Here is a 15,032-nt window from a genome sequence, read left to right as displayed (position 1 = left end):
CGAACGATTTTACTCATATCCATCATAGGCAGGAAAATGTTTTCGGATTTATTTTGAAAGAATGTTTAAAATTGGTTATGATGGTTACGGTGAAAAAAGGGAAGCAACTAGAAAAGAATAGATAGAAATGATTGTTAAACGTGTTATCGATAATGGGGTGTAAATTCGTGTTAAAGCAATTCTTGCCTAACCAACATGTAAAAAGTATTCTGGATATTCGCCCGGAAGACTTAAAAGAAAAAGGAATTAAAGCGATTATTACAGATCTTGACAATACACTTGTCGAATGGGATCGGCCACAGGCGACACCGCATGTTATTAAGTGGTTTGAAGAAATGAACAAATATCATATTAAAGTAACAATTGTTTCAAATAATAACGAAACAAGGGTAAAGGCGTTCTCCGAACCGCTAAATATAAAGTTTATTTATCGTGCAAGAAAACCGTTGGCAAAAGCATTTCATAAAGCGGCTGAAATAATGAACGTAAAGAAAGAAGAAACCGTTGTAATCGGCGATCAGCTTCTTACAGATGTGCTTGGCGGTAATCTAGGTGGCTTTCATACGATCCTAGTTGTACCGGTTGCCCAAACAGATGGCTTAGCAACCAAATTTAATCGGTTAGTCGAAAGGCAAATATTGAACTGGTTTAGAAAAAAAGGCATGCTACAATGGGAGGAATAAAATAGTTGAGTGAACAATATACATGTGTCGGATGTGGAGTGCAAATCCAAACTGATAACCCTTTGGAAATAGGCTATACACCTGCATCTGCATTACAAAAGGAACAAATTATATGTCAAAGATGCTTCCGTTTAAAGCATTATAATGAAATAGAGGATGTTAGCTTAACGGATGATGATTTTTTACGGATTCTGAATGAAATCGGTAAACGGGATGCATTAATTGTGAAAATCGTTGATATATTTGATTTTAATGGTAGCTGGCTGCCTGGACTGCATCGTTTTACAGGTAAAAATAAGGTATTACTAATTGGAAATAAAGTCGATTTAATTCCAAAAGCAGTAAAACCAAATAAATTAACCAATTGGATGAGGCAGGAGGCCAAAGAGCTTGGTCTAAAGCCAATTGATGTGTTTCTGGTAAGTGCTGCTAAAGGCCTTTATATGAAAGAGGTTGCTCAAGCGATTGATGAATATCGAGAAGGCAAGGATGTTTATATTGTCGGCTGTACAAATGTCGGAAAATCGACCTTTATTAATCGAATAATAAAAGAAGTATCAGGTGAGGATGATGTCATTACCACCTCGCATTTTCCGGGAACAACACTCGATATTATTGAAATCCCACTTTCAGATGGTCAAGTCCTAGTAGATACTCCAGGAATCATTAATCATCACCAAATGGCACATTATGTAGATAAACGGGATTTGAAGGTGATTACACCGAAGAAAGAAATAAAACCAAAGGTTTATCAATTAAATGAAGGACAAACCTTATTTTTTGGCGGACTAGGTCGTTTTGATTATATTAAGGGTGGAAGAAAATCCTTTTCATGTCATTTTTCCAATGAGCTAATGATTCATCGGACAAAGATAGAAAATGCAGACGATTTATATACGAGACAGGTAGGAGAATTGTTAACACCACCTAAAAAGGATGAATTAAATTCATTCCCAGAGTTGGTTCGACGCGAATTCACGGTTAAAGAAGGAAAGACAGATATAGTATTTTCAGGACTTGGATGGATTACTGTCCATGAACCGGGTGCTGTTGTGGCTGCATATGTTCCAAAAGGAGTTCATGCATTCATAAGAAAAGCATTAATATAGATGATGGATAAAAGATATCCGAGTGGGAGAGGTTTTTGTGAAAAAAATATATGGGGTAATTGGTGATCCAATCGCGCATTCAATGTCGCCAATCATGCATAATGATTCATTTAAACGCTACAGCATAAATGCGGATTATCTGGCCTTCCATGTAAAACAGGAAGCCTTACATGATGCGGTGAAGGGATTTAAGGCGATTCAATTAGCTGGCTTTAATGTAACGGTACCACATAAAACAACGATTATGGCTTATTTGGATGAAATTGATCCGCTTGCACAAGCAATTGGTGCCGTTAATACAGTTGTGAACGATGAAGGTAGATTTATTGGGTATAATACGGATGGAAGTGGATTTCTAGAAGGACTAAAGAAGGAAATTCCAACCCTTAAAAACCAAAAGATGCTATTGATAGGAGCTGGAGGAGCTGCGCGGGCAATTTATTACACGATGGCGCATGCAGGTGTTCAAACGATTGATATTGCGAATCGGACAGCTGAAAAAGCTGAATATCTTGTGCAAAATTGTCCCTATCCAGTAGACTCTGCTGTATTAAGTATCGAGAATGCAGAAAGAAAGCTAGCTGAATATGATTTAATTGTCCAAACGACATCCATTGGCATGCATCCTGATACGGAACGGACACCGATCTGTCTTGACGGTATCAAAAAGGATGCCTTTGTCAGTGATATTATTTATACTCCGCTTGAGACAAAGTTTCTGCGGGAGGCTAAACAAAATGGTGCGCGTACGCAAAATGGTATCTCTATGTTTGTTTACCAAGGTGCGCTGGCATTTGAAAAATGGACTGGAATACTGCCGGATACGGACAGTATGGAGTCTATTGTATTGAAACAATTGGGAGGAAAGACATGCTAACAGGAAAACAAAAACGTTTTTTACGTTCGAAAGCACATCATTTAAATCCAATCTTTCAAGTGGGAAAGGGTGGAGTAAATGAAAATATGATAAAACAAATTCGGGAGGCATTAGAAGCCCGTGAACTGATTAAAGTTACTGTGCTGCAAAATTGTGATGAGGATAGAGAAGAGGTAGCTGCTGCTATTTCACAGGGAGCAGAAGCAGAGCTTGTTCAAATCATCGGAAACATTATTGTTCTGTATAAAGAGTCAGTAGATAATAAGCAGCTTGTATTGCCATAAATGATATGGGGATGATTTTCTCTGAAAAAAATAGGTATTTTAGGAGGGACGTTCAATCCTCCTCATTTAGGACATTTAATTATTGCGAATGAAGTACAAATACAATTAGAGTTTGATGAAATATGGTTTATGCCGAATCAAGAGCCACCTCATAAAGAGACTTTAAATGGAGTGAGCGGGCAACATCGAGCAGAGATGATTCGTAGGGCTATTGCTAATAATCCAAAGTTTAAACTGCAATTAATCGAGTTAGAACGGCCAGGCAGGTCCTATACATATGATACGATGAAGCTTTTGACGGAGAAAAATGATGATCGCTTCTATTTCATTATCGGTGCTGATATGATTGAGTACCTACCTAATTGGTATAAAATCGAAGAGCTAGTCCAATTAGTAACATTTGTCGGTGTTAATAGACCTGAATATGACAAACAATCAGATTATCCAATCATCTATGTGGATGTTCCTAACATTGAGATTTCTTCATTAATGATTAGGAATAGAATAAAGAATGGAAAAAACGCCCGCTATTTCATTCCTGATTCGGTAATGGAATATATTGAGGAGAATAGGTTATATGAAACGTGAAGCAGCACTTGAAATCGTCCAAAAACAGCTTACGCCTCATCGGTACCAGCATACTTTAGGTGTAATGAAGACAGCTATTGATTTAGCAGAGCAATATGGAGTAGATGAAAGAAAGGCAGAGCTTGCCGCTATTTTTCATGATTATGCAAAATTCCGTGATAAAGATGAAATGAAGTCTATCATTGCCGCTCAAAAAATGGACTCTGAACTGCTTAACTATAACAGTGAGCTTTGGCATGCTCCGGTAGGTGCCTATTTGGCCGAAAAAGAAGCTGGTATCACTGATACAGAAGTACTGGATGCAATTCGTTACCATACATCAGGTCGTCCAAATATGACCAAACTAGAAAAAATAATCTATCTTGCTGATTATATTGAGCCGGGTAGGCATTTTCCAGGAGTGGAAGAAGTAAGGGAAATAGCTGAGAAGGATTTAAATCAAGCTTTATTACAGGCATTAAGAAATACGATTATGTTCCTTTTGAAAAAAAATCAGCGTATTTTTCCGCTCACATTTCTTACGTATAACGATTTGATTAATAAGGAGGATTGATTACATGAATGAACGCCAATTATTGGAGGTTGCTGTTAAGGCAGCAGATGATAAAAGAGCAGAAGATATTGTTGTCTTAAATATGCAGGGCATTTCACTGGTAGCTGATTATTTTATTATTTGTCACGGAAATTCAGATAAACAAGTCCAGGCTATTGCAGGGGAAATGAAGGATAAGGCAGAGGAATTTGGCTATTCTATTAAACGAGTCGAGGGCTTCGACGAAGCAAAATGGATTCTTGTTGACCTTGGTGATATCATTGCGCATATTTTCCATAAAGACGAAAGAAGCTATTATAACCTAGAACGCCTTTGGGGAGACGCCCCAATAGAACATATACAGAGTGAGCTCAATCAATGACATATGGAAAGTTCGCATATCTTTATGATGAATTAATGAAGGACGTCCCGTATGAGAAATGGGTCGGATTTATTAATAAACAGGCATCAATGTATGGTGTGAAAGGAAAGAATCTGCTCGATTTAGCCTGTGGGACAGGTGAGTTATCCATTCAATTGGCAGACAATGGCTATAGTGTGACTGGTGTTGACCTTTCTGCAGATATGCTGGCAGTGGCCAAGGAAAAGGCGGAAGAAAAAGGCCATTCATTACTTCTTATCGAGCAGGATATGTCAGAGTTAGAAGGTCTGGACCTCTACGACATCATCGGCATTTTTTGTGACTCACTTAATTATTTACAAACAGAAAATGCTGTTATGCAGACATTTGAACGAGTATTTCAACACCTAAAGCCTGGAGGATTGTTTTTGTTTGATGTCCACTCAATCTATAAAATGAATCATTTATTTATTGACCAAACTTACGCTTATAACGGTGAGGATGTCAGTTATATTTGGCAATGCTTTGTAGGCGAGTACCCGGACAGTGTTGAACATGAATTAACCTTTTTCCATTTGGACTCTCGTACAAACCAGTATCAGCGCTATGATGAGCTCCATGTACAGCGTACCTTTTCTATCGAGCAATATGAAACATGGCTATCAAAGGCAGGTTTTGAGCTACTCGAGATTTCAGCCGATTTTCTCGATTCTAAGCTGAATGCAGAGTCTGAGAGAATTTTCTTTACAGCGCGAAAACGGTAAGTATGAAATAACTACAAAAATCTACCTGCGTGATAAGTGACAACAAGATTGACCTTCGAAATATAAATGAGAATGGTCTCATATCGCGCAGGTTTTAATATTTGACACAAAGATCGACAAAAAAGTGATTTGACAGGAAGGAATTGTTCATTATACAGCGAATTACTTAATTGTATATTGACTCCTTAATTCTGCTAGGTCATCCTCAAATTTTAAATGGGTTGCCTGAAAGACATGCTCAAAGACATCTCCAAGTTCATTTTCCAGTACTTTAATTCCTTCTCCCGTAATACCTCCTTTAACGCAAACCTTTTCTTGAAGTGTTGGCAGAGTATAATGGCCCTGTCGAAGTAATTCTCCTAAACCTATTAACATTTCACTTGCTAGAATGGTCGCTTTGTCTTGGTCAATTTTCGTTTCATGGACAGCAGCTCGAATAAAACGCTGAGTTAAATAGCTAAAGAAAGCAGGACCACAGCTGACAATATCTGAGGCAACTCTAGTAATATCCTCTGAGATTTCAACTGGAGTAGAAATATGATTAAAAAGTGCAATGATTGATTTCTTCCATTGTTCTGTACAGTTTAATCCAAATGATACTAATGTAACACCGGCAAGTGCCCTGTTCGTAATGCTTGGTATCACTCTAGCTACTGAGCAGGGGAGAACGGATTCAAGCTGCTCTACATTGATCGGACTCGTTATTGAAATAACACATTTTTCTTCTGTAAGACATGGTTGAAGTTTTTTCGTTACGTGATACACATCATGTGGCTTAACACAAATAAAAATTAAATCACAAGCTTTACCTATTTTCTCTATGTCCTTCGTTATTCGTATTTCTGGATATAATTGTTTTAGGGTAAAAGCCTTTGACAGGGTTCTATTCGTAATCATTATGGAGGAAGGGGAAACTGCCTTTCCGTCCACTAATGCTTCCGTTAAGATTCTCCCCATATTTCCTGTTCCAATAATCCCGACTTCCATAGTACCACCCTCCTTTACAGACCCACTCTCATATCATGCTATGTGTAAATTCTTGGATTTATGCTTATTCCCAAAACCCATATTTCTTAAAGGAAAGGATGTTCAAGATGATGGAATGGCTAAAAGGAAATAAAATGTATCTTTTGATTGCTATCCTCGTAGTCATAACGGTAGCAATTTTTTTCCTCGTCCCCTTAGATAAGGATCAATCAGAGAGTGGAATCTCTGATGCTTGGACGGAAAACGAGGCTGATATTCTGATTGAGGACAAGCAGGCTGAATGGGGAGAAGACAGAATCTCGGAAGAAAAGGAGCGGATTTTCATTGATATCAAAGGGGCGGTTGCATCTCCTGGTCTGTATGAAGCGCATTCTGGGGATCGTGTTCTAGACGTTGTCAATCAAGCAGGTGGACTTCTGGAAACAGCTGATCAAAATAACGTAAATTTCGCTATGCGGGTAGTTGACGAAATGGTTATATATATTCCAATGCTGGGTGAAGCAGGGGAGCCAGTAGCTGCAATACCTGGGGCATCTCCAGCTACTGCTTCTGGAGGGGAAAACCTTGTCAATCTTAATACAGCATCTAGTGCTGAATTAGAAACCTTACCTGGAGTGGGACCTGCAAAAGCATCAGCCATTTTAGAATATCGTGAAACAAATGGTCGTTTTCGCTCAATTGAAGAGCTAATGGAAATCAGTGGAATTGGAGAAAAAACATTTGAAAAATTGAAGGAGCATATTTCTGTTTACTAGGATAGTCTATGTCTATCAGTCATGATACAATTATGAACGAATTCGTTTATTAGCAAGGCTGTAATCAGAGTCATTAGTAAAAGGAGAAAAACAATCATGACAATGAGAAGAAAAAGCTGGGATAACTATTTTCTTGATATTGCAGAAGAGGTTGGGACACGCTCTACATGTCCTAGGCTTCATGTCGGCTGTGTGATTGTAAAGGACAAGCATATTGCCTCAACTGGCTACAATGGTTCCATTCATGGTCATGACCATTGTGAGGATGTCGGCTGTTTAATTAATGAGCAAGGAAGATGTATTCGTACACTCCACGCTGAAGAGAATGCAGTTCTGCATGCTGATAGAGGGCTGTTAAAAGGTGCAACTGCCTATGTTACACATGAACCATGTGAAAAGTGTGCAAAGACACTCGCACAATCAGGAATAGCTAGAATTGTTTATCGGGATGCCTATCCGAACAAGTGGAATGACATCTTTTTAAAGGATATTGAAGTGGTTCACCTTCCTAAAAAAGAATCGTAGCTGTACGATTTAACTTCATTCAGCCTTCATCCTCCACTTCTACAAGTGGGGGATGAAGGCAAATGGTACTTCGATTCAGTGGGGGTTCAAACCCTGGCTGAATGAAGTTAAGCCTCCGGCGAGTCATGCGATTTTTTTAAGGTAGCTTATCGAGCGAACTCGATAAAAATCCGGACGCAAATTTGACGGGCGAATTTGCTTATACGGAGCCTTGTTCCTGAATGACTGTCATGTACAGAATCAATATGAAACAAGCTCCGTATGCTTGAGGAGACCTAACATATGAATCAGACTATCTTTTTTGCTATCATTGGTTTTTTAGGGATTATGGCTTCATTTCAAAGCATCCCTATATTTTTAGTTCTTTTTTGCTTCTATTTAATATTTCTTATTAAGGTCAAAAAATATCGTTTTGTTCAAGTGTTGGCAGGGATTTGTTTGTTTGCTGTTTTTTTCATTCGAGCTGAAATAGAGCTTGCCCATAACAAAACAAATTTAACTGGAAATGAAGAGAGCTTTGAGCTCTTTATTAATGAACTGGTCGATATAGACGGAGATCGTTTGACAATGAAGGTAGCTGACCGCAGAAGATCAGAAAATCTCTTGCTGAAATATCGGATTCGGACAGAAGATGAAAAACGATTATTAGAACAATTAGCGCCAGGTACAATCTGTACTGTGAAAGGAAACCTTAAAGAACCTTCCACTGCAACAAATAAGAATGCCTTCGATTATAAAGTCTATTTAAAGCATAATCGAATCCATTGGATTCTGGAGCCGGACCAAATCAATGTCACCGCCTGCAAGCAGGATCCTACCCTGTTAACAAGCTTAAGGAAGCTTCGGCAAGCTGGAATTCATTATTTACAAGCCTATTTTCCAGCAGAAACCATTCCATTGGCTGCTGCTCTCCTCTTTGGTACAAGTGATTTACTTTCCTCGGACACAATGGATCATTATCGAGACCTTGGTCTTGTCCATTTACTAGCCATTTCAGGCCTCCACATTGCTATCATTGTAGCCATTGTCAACTTTTGCTTGCTTCGCATTGGAATCACCCGAGAAAAAAGTATTGTTATCTTAATCCTGTGTTTACCTATTTATTGTATTCTAACGGGTGCTTCTCCTTCGATAAATCGTGCGGTCCTCATGACCATGCTGCTACTGATTGGAAAACGTTGGGGGAAGGGTCATCAGCTACAATCATTAGATGTAATCAGTCTTACATTTCTTCTGTATCTCCTCATATCTCCATTATCGATTTATCATATTGGTTTTCAGCTATCATATCTTGTTACCTTCACATTACTGATTTCAAGTATTCATTTACTAAAAAGACATAGCCATCCTGTTACGCTTTTACTATCTACTTCATTTCTGTCGATGCTTATTTCGGCGCCATTATTACTGTATTTCTTCTTCGAATTCTCCATTATCACTTTGTTCGTAAATCTTCTTTACATTCCACTTTTTAATCTGATTATCCTGCCATATGTATTGTTTGGGTTTGTGCTTCATTTATGTTTGGGTAGTATCGTTAATCCTATTCTCATTCCGTTAAATGGCATAATCCTTTTAACTAACACAGTAGCAGAAAAGATTTCTTTATTGCCCCTCAATACAGTTGTATTAGGAAGGCCAAATCAAGCATTCCTTTTCCTTTATTGCTGGGGCGTTGTTATTTTTCTAATTTTATGGGAAAAGGGTGGGAAGGGAGTACAGAAATTCATTATTTTTTTACTGCCCTTCTTCCTTTTTTTATGTCAATACACGGTGATGGCAGCTTCATCAATAGGAGAGGTTACCTTTTTAGATGTTGGTCAGGGAGATTGTATTTATATTAGACTTCCTTATGGAAAAGGACATTATCTTATTGATACCGGAGGGAATATTCCGTTTGAAAGAGAGCCGTGGCAGGAAAGGGATGGTTATGAGACAGGGGAGGATACGGTAGTACCTTTTTTAAAGAGTAAAGGAGTCACTACCATTGATAAACTAATCTTGTCACATGGAGATACAGATCACGCAGGTGGTGCGAAAGCAGTCCTAAAGGAATTAAGAATCCGTGAAATGGTGCTCCCTGATATACAAGAAAAAAGTGTAATGGAGCTTGAGCTTATTCAAATGGCAAGAAAAAAGAAAACAGCGATACATTATGCACATGATGGGGACAGCTGGCAGGTGGATGAAAATCAGTTTTATATATTGTCACCGCAGGAAAAGAGTAATGAATCAGGGAATAATGGATCGGTTGTCCTATATACCGTACTTGGAGGTGTTTCTTGGCTGTTTACCGGAGATTTAGAAAAGGAAGGTGAAGCAAGACTTATTAAGAAGTATCCACGCCTTTCTGTTGATGTTTTAAAAATTGGGCATCATGGCAGTAAAACATCCACAACGGAGGCTTTTATTAATCAATTATCACCAAGAGTGGCTGTTATTTCTGTTGGGAAGAAGAACAACTTCCGTCATCCACATCCTGATGTCATGGAGCGGTTAGAAAAAAGGAAAATAAGAGTATTTAGAACAGATGTAAATGGGGCAATTACTTACACATTCAAAAAAGAGGCAGGCACCTTTTCTGTTCATAACCCATAAGATATGGATATAACAAAAGAAAAGAGACTACTACATGTAGTCTCTTGATTGGAAGCTATGTAATATTAGGATCCAATGAATTGAATAACAGTTGCGATAATAAATAATGTTGCGAAAAATCCGAATGAAACAATAAAGCCTACCCCTGAATCGATTGCATCATTACGTTTACTTTGGACATTTTGTTCAAATTCGTTCACAATTTTCCCCCCCCTAATATTCTGATAATAGTATAAGCGATTGGAAAGAAAAAATCTACACCTCAATCAATACACTTCCTTAACTGACAACAGTTGTCACTAATATATGAAATTCTGCAGGTCAAAATAAAAGTATCGTGATACCGTCAAGCCTTTATGTTTCCTAGGACTTAAGGGCTGGCGTTCAATATAGATTAGGAATTGGTGCTTTTAGGTAGTACCAATTCCTTTGGATTACTTGTCAAATCTCCTTTGCTTCTTTACGATATAGGTAGATGATAGTTGGAAATTGATCGGAGCGAGGAATATGATTTTTGAATTGTGGAAGTCGATAAAAAGGAAAGATTTTGGACTTGTTTATTTATTAGCTGGAAAAGAGTCGTTTCTCATTAACGAAACAAAACAGCTCCTTATTAATCAAGTGCTTCATGAGGAAGAGACTGAGTTTAATTTATCCAGCTACGACCTTGGGGAAACGCCGATAGAATTAGCGCTAGAGGATGCTGAAACATTTCCCTTTATGGGGGAAAGAAAGCTGCTTTTTTTACATAATCCGCATTTTCTAACTTCCGAGAAAACAAAGGAAAAGGTTGAACATAATTTGGCAAGGCTTGAGGCTTATATAAAAGAGCCTGCACCGTATTCAATTGTTGTTTTTGTGGCGCCTTATGAAAAATTGGATGACCGAAAAAAGCTGACAAAAGAGTTAAAGAAAAATGCGATTACGTTTGAAGCCAATAAACTATCCGAGGCTGAGTTGAAAAAATGGATTCGCTCCAGAGCTGAATATAATGGAGTTACCATTGAGCCTGAGGCAGCAGAGCTAATGCTAACTCTTGTGGGGACAAATTTATTTATGCTTACAAGTGAAATAGACAAGATTGCCTTGTATATTGGGAAAGGGTTAACCATTGATGCAAAAACGGTTGACCTTCTTGTTTCACGTTCATTAGAGCAGAATATTTTTACATTAGTTGATAAGATTGTCTCGCGAAACATTGAAGATGCCTTACGCATTTATTATGACCTTTTAAAACTCAATGAAGAACCAATTAAAATATTGGCCGTTATTACCAATCAGTTCCGCCTGATTTATCAGGTCAAGGAGCTGGCCAAGCGAGGCTATGGACAAAAGCAAATAGCTACTCATTTGAAAGTCCATCCATTTCGTGTGAAGCTGGCTGCAGGACAAGCCCAAAAGTTTGCTGAGAAAGAATTGCTTCGAATTATGAAACAATTAGCAGAGGCAGATTATCAGATGAAAACGGGTAAAATGAATAAAGAAATGCTGATAGAATTATTTTTACTCAAATTAAAAGACCCGGTATAAAAAGGCTGTTCCCAAAGGGAACAGCCTTTTTATATCAATTATGCATTTAAAGAGTTTAATTTTTTCATTAGACGTGCTTTCTTTCTTGAAGCAGCATTTTTATGGATAAGTCCTTTTGCAGCTGCCTTGTCTAATTTACGTGCGGCATCTGCATAAGTGCTTGTAGCTGCAGTAGCATCGCTATTCACAACTGCTGCTTCTACTTTTTTCACAGCAGTACGCATATCAGATTTAATCGTATTGTTTTGCGCATTTCTTTTTTCAGTTGTTTTAACACGTTTGATAGCTGATTTAATATTTGGCATTCGGTTCACCTCCTAAGAAAAACATCGAGATTATATGAACTCGATTTTGCATCTAATAACCAATTGCAACAAAAGATATTTTATCAAATACAGGTCAAGATTGCAATACTACTTCTTTTTTTTACGATTGATTCCCACCCTCCAAATATTGTTATTTATCGAGCTCAGGTAATTCGGACGCAAATTCGACGGGAGAATTTGATATAGGTTTCCTTATGAGAAGGAAGATATTGAATGATTTCCATTTTTTCGGCAAAGATATTAATAAATGAGTAGGGGGGATTGTTTTGAAGGAATCCATTGATTTAAGTCAATATTCTGTTCGTACAGATCTTGCCATTGAAGCAAGGGAGATGGTCCTTAATGAGAAGAATATCAGTGACCAAGAGGATCTTTCCCACATTGAAGGGGTTATTATTAAAGAAAAGGAAGAAAATGATATAAAAGTATCCTTTGTCGAAGTGACGAAAGAAGGAGAAAATGTTATTGGTAAAAAAGAAGGAAAATACTTAACGATTGAAGTAGTAGGAATTAGACAAAGTGATACGGAGCTGCAAAAAAAGGTAGAGGAAGTTTTTGCAAGAGAATTCTCTCACTTTTTAAAACAAAATGGAATTAAGGAAAATGCCTCTTGTTTAATAGTAGGACTTGGTAACTGGAATGTAACTCCAGATGCATTAGGTCCACAGGTCTGTGAAAATATCCTTGTGACAAGACATCTATATAAGCTTCAGCCTGAAAGTGTTGAAGAGGGTTTTCGTCCTGTTAGCGCCCTTGCTCCAGGTGTTATGGGTCTGACAGGAATTGAAACGAGCGATATTATTTTTGGAGTGGTTGAAAAAACGAAGCCTGATTTTGTCATTGCCATTGATGCGCTAGCATCAAGGTCTATTGAAAGGGTTAACTCAACGATTCAGATTTCCGACACAGGTATTCACCCCGGTTCGGGAGTAGGGAATAAACGTAAAGAGATCAGTAAAGAAACACTAGGAATTCCAACTTTTGCTATCGGTGTACCCACAGTGGTGGATGCGGTTTCCATTACAAGCGATACAATCGACTTTATTCTGAAGCATTTTGGTAAAGAACTCCGTGAAGGGAACCGTCCTTCACGGGCATTAGCACCGGCAGGTATGACCTTTGGAAAACGTAAGAAGCTGACAGATGAAGATTTACCTGAGGAGCAGCATCGAAAAACTTTTCTGGGCATGGTGGGAACACTTGAGGATGAAGAAAAGCGAAAATTAATTTATGAGGTATTGGCACCGCTTGGGCATAACTTGATGGTCACTCCGAAAGAGGTTGATGTTTTTATCGAAGACATGGCTAATCTATTGGCGAATGGACTGAATGCCAGTTTACACGGCTCTATTAACCAGGAGAATGCCGGTTTCTATACAAGATAAAGAAGCAGCCGCCACAAATTGTGGCGGTTTTTAGTCGATTTCATCTCCTCCAAGGGACTTTCGCACAAAAAGTTTTCGTTCTACCTAATCTAGCAACTACATATGATTTAGTAGACTTGCTTGGGAGAGGTGGAACAAGTGAAATTTATCAAATCAGGTCAGATGATGATAACCGTTAAAGGGACTAGTTTGCTAAAGGTGACAGCAGGATTTATTGGCTTTCTTCTATTTATTTTCCTAATCAGTGGGCTCTTGACGGTTTTGAAACCAGAATACCGGCCGGCGTCATCATCTGTGCATTCTGCCGCAACAAATATAACAGGAGATATGCTCTATCATTTAATTGGCTGGGAAAATCATTATTTCTTACGAGGATTGCCGGAATCTAGTCCAGCACCAGAACCTGCTCAATATTTATTTAAGCTTTCGACCAATGTTAATCTTGATGATCCCCGTAGCTTATTGGGCAGGGAACTTCCGGCTTTTTCATTATTTGATACACAAATACTAGTCGCTGGAGAAGGAACTGACTATACAAATATGCCGATAGAATCTGCACCGCCGCTTGAAGTCTTACAGGCAGAGAAGGAAGCAGCCCTGCAAAATACGGAAGAGATTGATGGACAAGCTAGACAAGATGCTGATGTACCGCCTAATACGACTGGGGACCGTAAAGTGGTTTATGTGTATTTTACCCATAATCGTGAATCCTTTCTCCCACACTTGAAGGGTGTAACAGACCCGAATATGGCGTTTCATTCTCAATTAAATGTGACAAATATTGGGGACAAGCTGAAGGAAGAGCTGGAAAAAAGAGGGGTTGGTACGGTTGTTGATAAGACCGATGTGCAGGCAAATTTAACCAACAAAGGCTTGAATTATGCGCAATCCTATCAAGAATCAAGAGCGGTAGTAGAGGCTGCTGTAACAGAGAATCGCGATTTAAACTATTTAATTGATATCCATCGTGATTCCCGCCGTAAAAAGGATACAACAAAGGAAATGAATGGTAAATCGTATGCGAAGCTGGCTTTTATTGTGGGCGGAGAGCATGCGAACTACGAAAAAAACCTGACCTTTGCTAATGAACTTCAAGAAATGCTTGATCAAAAATATATCGGTTTAAGCCGGGGCGTATTTACGAAAAAGGGAGCCGGAACAAATGGAAAGTTTAATCAGGATTTATCTGAAAAAGCCATACTTGTAGAATTTGGCGGTGTGGATAATACCTTTGAAGAACTCTATAATTCGGCCGAGGTTTTGGCAGATGTTATTAGTGAATACTATTGGCAGGCAGAAAAGGTTGATGGAGAAGGTCCAGTAAACGAAAGCTAGAAAGTGAGTGACCGGTAATGAAAATGTTTATGCTAAAATCGATGCTAATAGCAGCTCTTATGTTTGTCTCTGTTCTATTTGGAATGGAGCAAGCAAATGTCGGGATTCAAAACATGAAGGGGTATTCGAATGACCAATTCAATGGAGCCTTTACACTAAAGGAAAGTGCAGATGGTGAATTAGAGGCTTCTATTCTTGGTAAGGATGTCTCTAGTCATGATTTAGAGAAGAAAAAAAAGGAACTGGAAGAAATGAAGGCCTTTAATTTTTTTTCCTCTTTAGGTAAAAATCTGGCGGGGGCTCTATCCTTCGCAACAGAGAAAATCATTCAACTAATAACCGGTCTGTTTACTGGCGAAAAATAGTATGGCGAACACTCTTGAAGTAGACAGT

At 38.5% G+C, this 15,032-nt stretch carries 18 protein-coding genes; 15 read left to right on the top strand and 3 right to left on the bottom strand.

The features are described 5' to 3' along the window. Positions 1–167: 167 nt before the first annotated feature. The 8 genes from BQ5321_RS18230 to BQ5321_RS18195 are packed head-to-tail and all read left to right on the top strand — an operon-like array spanning position 168 to position 5,198. A complete protein-coding gene (locus BQ5321_RS18230; RefSeq protein ID WP_071395842.1) occupies positions 168–683 on the top strand; it encodes a YqeG family HAD IIIA-type phosphatase in 516 nt (171 codons plus the stop codon). A gap of 5 nt (positions 684–688) precedes the next feature. Then, on the top strand, positions 689–1,792 hold the full coding sequence (yqeH, locus tag BQ5321_RS18225; protein WP_071395841.1) for a ribosome biogenesis GTPase YqeH: 1,104 nt from the start codon (positions 689–691) through the stop codon (positions 1,790–1,792). Positions 1,793–1,829: 37 nt separating this feature from the next. Continuing rightward, positions 1,830–2,669 carry a shikimate dehydrogenase gene (gene aroE / locus BQ5321_RS18220; protein ID WP_071395840.1) on the top strand — a complete coding sequence of 280 codons (840 nt, stop codon included), beginning with the start codon at positions 1,830–1,832 and terminating at the stop codon, positions 2,667–2,669. Then, on the top strand, positions 2,663–2,953 hold the full coding sequence (gene yhbY / locus BQ5321_RS18215) for a ribosome assembly RNA-binding protein YhbY (protein ID WP_071395839.1): 291 nt from the start codon (positions 2,663–2,665) through the stop codon (positions 2,951–2,953). The genes aroE and yhbY overlap by 7 nt, the downstream gene beginning before the upstream one ends. Before the next feature lie 21 nt (positions 2,954–2,974). Then, on the top strand, positions 2,975–3,541 hold the full coding sequence (locus BQ5321_RS18210; RefSeq protein ID WP_071395838.1) for a nicotinate-nucleotide adenylyltransferase: 567 nt from the start codon (positions 2,975–2,977) through the stop codon (positions 3,539–3,541). Beyond that, positions 3,531–4,094: a bis(5'-nucleosyl)-tetraphosphatase (symmetrical) YqeK gene (gene yqeK / locus BQ5321_RS18205; RefSeq protein WP_071395837.1), complete on the top strand. Its 564-nt coding sequence runs from the start codon at positions 3,531–3,533 to the stop codon at positions 4,092–4,094. The genes BQ5321_RS18210 and yqeK overlap by 11 nt, the downstream gene beginning before the upstream one ends. A gap of 4 nt (positions 4,095–4,098) precedes the next feature. Next, entirely contained in the window at positions 4,099–4,455 is a 357-nt protein-coding gene (rsfS, locus tag BQ5321_RS18200; RefSeq protein ID WP_071395836.1) for a ribosome silencing factor, read from the top strand. Further along, positions 4,452–5,198: a class I SAM-dependent DNA methyltransferase gene (locus BQ5321_RS18195; protein ID WP_071395835.1), complete on the top strand. Its 747-nt coding sequence runs from the start codon at positions 4,452–4,454 to the stop codon at positions 5,196–5,198. Before rsfS ends, BQ5321_RS18195 begins: the two co-directional genes overlap by 4 nt. Before the next feature lie 162 nt (positions 5,199–5,360). Here the strand turns inward: BQ5321_RS18195 and comER are convergent, their stop codons facing one another. After that, positions 5,361–6,185, bottom strand: coding sequence for a late competence protein ComER (gene comER / locus BQ5321_RS18190; protein ID WP_071395834.1), 825 nt, complete (start codon positions 6,183–6,185; stop codon positions 5,361–5,363). 107 nt (positions 6,186–6,292) lie between these two features. Here comER and BQ5321_RS18185 point away from each other — a divergent pair, with 107 nt between their 5' ends. The 3 genes from BQ5321_RS18185 (at position 6,293) to BQ5321_RS18175 (ending at position 10,063) form a co-directional block, all read left to right on the top strand. Next, complete coding sequence (locus BQ5321_RS18185; protein WP_071395833.1) at positions 6,293–6,940, top strand: helix-hairpin-helix domain-containing protein; 648 nt, start codon at positions 6,293–6,295, stop codon at positions 6,938–6,940. 96 nt (positions 6,941–7,036) lie between these two features. Continuing rightward, a complete protein-coding gene (locus tag BQ5321_RS18180) occupies positions 7,037–7,465 on the top strand; it encodes a deoxycytidylate deaminase (protein ID WP_234978425.1) in 429 nt (142 codons plus the stop codon). Positions 7,466–7,747: 282 nt separating this feature from the next. After that, positions 7,748–10,063, top strand: a complete 2,316-nt coding sequence (locus BQ5321_RS18175; protein WP_071395832.1) for a DNA internalization-related competence protein ComEC/Rec2 — start codon at positions 7,748–7,750, stop codon at positions 10,061–10,063. 65 nt (positions 10,064–10,128) lie between these two features. On the opposite strand, the gene BQ5321_RS18170 is transcribed toward BQ5321_RS18175, so the two are convergent. After that, entirely contained in the window at positions 10,129–10,263 is a 135-nt protein-coding gene (locus BQ5321_RS18170; protein WP_071395831.1) for a YqzM family protein, read from the bottom strand. A gap of 307 nt (positions 10,264–10,570) precedes the next feature. On the opposite strand from BQ5321_RS18170, the gene holA reads away from it, so the two are divergent. Then, a complete protein-coding gene (holA, locus tag BQ5321_RS18165) occupies positions 10,571–11,593 on the top strand; it encodes a DNA polymerase III subunit delta (protein ID WP_071395830.1) in 1,023 nt (340 codons plus the stop codon). 38 nt (positions 11,594–11,631) lie between these two features. Here holA and rpsT read toward each other — a convergent pair whose 3' ends face one another. Beyond that, positions 11,632–11,898, bottom strand: coding sequence for a 30S ribosomal protein S20 (rpsT, locus tag BQ5321_RS18160; protein WP_071395829.1), 267 nt, complete (start codon positions 11,896–11,898; stop codon positions 11,632–11,634). A 287-nt stretch (positions 11,899–12,185) separates the two neighbouring features. Between rpsT and gpr the strand changes: the two genes are divergently transcribed. The 3 genes from gpr (at position 12,186) to BQ5321_RS18145 (ending at position 15,004) form a co-directional block, all read left to right on the top strand. Then, positions 12,186–13,304, top strand: a complete 1,119-nt coding sequence (gene gpr, locus BQ5321_RS18155) for a GPR endopeptidase (protein WP_071395828.1) — start codon at positions 12,186–12,188, stop codon at positions 13,302–13,304. Between the two features lie 138 nt (positions 13,305–13,442). Further along, entirely contained in the window at positions 13,443–14,639 is a 1,197-nt protein-coding gene (spoIIP, locus tag BQ5321_RS18150; RefSeq protein WP_071395827.1) for a stage II sporulation protein P, read from the top strand. A gap of 17 nt (positions 14,640–14,656) precedes the next feature. Further along, the gene (locus tag BQ5321_RS18145) at positions 14,657–15,004 is read left to right on the top strand and encodes a YqxA family protein (protein ID WP_071395826.1); all 348 of its coding nucleotides are present in this window, start codon (positions 14,657–14,659) and stop codon (positions 15,002–15,004) included. The last annotated feature ends 28 nt before the right edge of the window (positions 15,005–15,032 follow it).

Source organism: Bacillus tuaregi (assembly GCF_900104575.1).
GTDB lineage: Bacteria > Bacillota > Bacilli > Bacillales > Cytobacillaceae > Bacillus_BD > Bacillus_BD tuaregi.
The sequence above is the reverse complement of the archived record's forward strand: the minus strand, read 5'-3'. Positions and strand labels throughout refer to the sequence as shown.

Bases quoted from the DNA above. Each gene is read 5' to 3' on its own strand.
- yhbY (WP_071395839.1), top strand. From the start codon at position 2,663: ATGCTAACAGGAAAACAAAAACGTTTTTTACGTTCGAAAGCACATCAT.
- yqeK (WP_071395837.1), top strand. From the start codon at position 3,531: ATGAAACGTGAAGCAGCACTTGAAATCGTCCAAAAACAGCTTACGCCT.
- rsfS (WP_071395836.1), top strand. From the start codon at position 4,099: ATGAATGAACGCCAATTATTGGAGGTTGCTGTTAAGGCAGCAGATGAT.
- BQ5321_RS18195 (WP_071395835.1), top strand. From the start codon at position 4,452: ATGACATATGGAAAGTTCGCATATCTTTATGATGAATTAATGAAGGAC.
- comER (WP_071395834.1), bottom strand. From the start codon at position 6,185: ATGGAAGTCGGGATTATTGGAACAGGAAATATGGGGAGAATCTTAACG.
- BQ5321_RS18185 (WP_071395833.1), top strand. From the start codon at position 6,293: ATGATGGAATGGCTAAAAGGAAATAAAATGTATCTTTTGATTGCTATC.
- BQ5321_RS18180 (WP_234978425.1), top strand. From the start codon at position 7,037: ATGACAATGAGAAGAAAAAGCTGGGATAACTATTTTCTTGATATTGCA.
- BQ5321_RS18175 (WP_071395832.1), top strand. From the start codon at position 7,748: ATGAATCAGACTATCTTTTTTGCTATCATTGGTTTTTTAGGGATTATG.
- holA (WP_071395830.1), top strand. From the start codon at position 10,571: ATGATTTTTGAATTGTGGAAGTCGATAAAAAGGAAAGATTTTGGACTT.
- rpsT (WP_071395829.1), bottom strand. From the start codon at position 11,898: ATGCCAAATATTAAATCAGCTATCAAACGTGTTAAAACAACTGAAAAA.
- BQ5321_RS18145 (WP_071395826.1), top strand. From the start codon at position 14,657: ATGAAAATGTTTATGCTAAAATCGATGCTAATAGCAGCTCTTATGTTT.